This window comes from Chitinimonas sp., assembly GCF_041904975.1.
Taxonomy (GTDB): domain Bacteria; phylum Pseudomonadota; class Gammaproteobacteria; order Burkholderiales; family Chitinimonadaceae; genus Chitinimonas.
Map to the genome: position 1 here is coordinate 1 of NZ_JAYRLZ010000429.1, position 2,177 is coordinate 2,177.

3 protein-coding genes are annotated in these 2,177 nt (G+C 66.2%); all 3 read right to left on the bottom strand.

Features of this window, described 5'->3' with window-relative positions; translation table 11 throughout:
• Positions 1 to 150 precede the first annotated feature (150 nt).
• Genes ACE3OH_RS21780 through ACE3OH_RS21790 form a run of 3 tightly spaced genes read right to left on the bottom strand, consistent with a single transcriptional unit; the run spans position 151 to position 2,154 of the window.
• Entirely contained in the window at positions 151 to 552 is a 402-nt protein-coding gene (locus ACE3OH_RS21780) for a flagellar hook assembly protein FlgD (RefSeq protein WP_374358251.1), read from the bottom strand.
• Complete coding sequence (locus ACE3OH_RS21785; protein ID WP_374358254.1) at positions 542 to 1,690, bottom strand: hypothetical protein; 1,149 nt, start codon at positions 1,688 to 1,690, stop codon at positions 542 to 544. The genes ACE3OH_RS21780 and ACE3OH_RS21785 overlap by 11 nt, the downstream gene beginning before the upstream one ends.
• The gene (locus ACE3OH_RS21790) at positions 1,687 to 2,154 is read right to left on the bottom strand and encodes a hypothetical protein (protein WP_374358257.1); all 468 of its coding nucleotides are present in this window, start codon (positions 2,152 to 2,154) and stop codon (positions 1,687 to 1,689) included. The genes ACE3OH_RS21785 and ACE3OH_RS21790 overlap by 4 nt, the downstream gene beginning before the upstream one ends.
• Between the last annotated feature and the right edge of the window lie 23 nt (positions 2,155 to 2,177).

Here is a 2,177-nt window from a genome sequence, read left to right on the forward strand (position 1 = left end):
TTAACCGGCCACCCGTCGGGCCCCCCGCGGCGGCGGGGCGGGGGGCGGAATCAAACAGCAAAACATGCGTCGCTCACTCACTATCGTTTCAGCCCCGGGTTTCCCGGGGCCGGAGGTGGGCGTCGAGATGGCCATGGCGGCTGCGCTTCCTCAACGGATGTCGAATATCTGGTTGACCGTGATACCGGTCAGGTCCTGGCCGGTAGCCGGGTGGACGGTGAAGCTTGGCGCATTGCCGCTGACCGACACATCGGTGATCTTGCCGGTGGCGAAGTTGTTGCCACTGAACACACTGACGGTGCGGCCGAGCAGGTCGACCGACTGGGTGCCGGTCTGTACCGCCAACAACTGATTAAGGCTGGCCGACATCTCCTGGGTTTGCGCCAGCTGCGAGAACTGGGCGAGCTGCGCCACAAAGGCGGAGTTGTCCATCGGCTTGAGTGGGTCTTGTGCGGTCAGCTGGGTCAGCAGAATGCGCAGGAAGTCCTGCTGGCTGATATTGCCGGCCTGCCGATTGGCGCTGCTGACGGGGGTGACGGAATTAAGCGCCATGGCGGGCCTCCTGGAGGGATGTAAGGGGTTCGCTGGCGCCGGTAGCCGGATTCAACAGCGTGTTGCCTGGTGGGTTTTTGCCTGTCGGTGCGCGGAACGCCAGCTTGCCGTTCACCGTCAGGCTGCGCAGGCGCAGGCCGGCTTCGGCCAGATCGCCGAGCAGGCGATACACCAGGGTCTGGGTGGCATGGCCAGTCACGGCCGGATCGCGCAGCCATACCTGCACCTGCTCGTCTTTGCCTTGCAGATGCATCAGGCGTTTTTGCCAATCGGCCGGCTCGGCCAGCGAGGCATGTGCTGGCTCGGCTGTCTCGCTGGCGGTGGACTCACTGGCCGATTCGGTTTCGCCCTGGGCGAGCTTGGCCGGATTGCCGATTTGCGCGAGTTGGCCACGTTGGGCCAGGGGGCGGGTGGTAGAAGCGGCGCGCAGATCGCTGGTTTCCGGTACATCAGCATTGCTGGCCACTCGCGGCATGGCGCTGGTGGCTGGCTGGCTCGGCGCGGCACTCGCTTGGGGCAACGCGGGCTGGGCTGCTTGGTTGAGCGAAGGTTGTTCGACGGCGACCGGCGCTGGTTCTGGTGTTGCCGTGCCAGTCCGGCTAGCGGGTTGGTCTGCGCTAGCCATGGGCTGCGCTTGCGTGCTGGCGCTTGTGGCGGGCTCGGCAATCTCGGGCGCCTGGGTGTGCGCGCTTACGGCTGCGGCCGTTGGCATCCGGGCCGCCACCGCGATGAATTGCGCTGGAGCCGGTGCACTGGATGCGCCGACTAAGCGGTCAAGGTGGTCGCTTGTCGTGTCTGCATGGCTTGCGGGCTGGGCCGGGCGCGGCGATGTAGCTGGCGGTACTGGCTGGTCCGATCTATCGCGTGCCGCCTGCCGATGCGCGTTCGCCTGTTGCTGCGGCGTCGGGGCGGCATGGTGGGTCAGGCTGGCGCTGATTGGCCGTGCCGGGCCGTCGTCGCCCAGCCTGACCTCGCCCACCTGTTGCATGGCGGCTAGTTCGGCCAGTTCCATCTGGCGCAGCCAGCTGCCTTGCTGATTGGCCAGCGCGTGGCAGGAGGGGCTGCCGCCGGGTTGGCCGGGCTGCGAAGGGTTCGGGCCGGCTGCCGGCTTGAGTAAATAGGCAGGAATCGTGCTCATGGCGTTTTCTTTCGGTAATTGCGTTGCAGCCAGGCGTCATCAGCCTGCAAGCTGGCCTGCTTGGCCAGGTGCAGATCGTGTTCGCGACCGGCTTCGTCACGGTGGCGATCGAGGTTGTCGGCGAAGCGGCGCAGCCGGTTCAGCTGGTCCATGGCCTCGGTTTGTTCCTGTTCCAACTCGCTCAGCTGCTGCTGTGCCATCACCAGCTGCTGCTTGAGCTGGCTCATATAGCCATAGGCCAGCCGCTGCGCGTCGATATGCAGGGCCGCGTTTTGCACCCGCTGTGCCTGTGCCGCCGCGCGGGCCTGCGCATAGCCCTGGTGCAGCGTATCCAGCTGCCGTGCCTGCGCCGCTTGCGCCTGGTTGATGCGTGCCAGCTCGCTGATCGCCTGATCCAGCTCCCAGCCGGTCTTGCTGCGTACCGGTTCCAAGGCATAGTGGAAACCGCGACGGTCACGACTCATGGCAGGGCTCCTGCGGGCTGGGC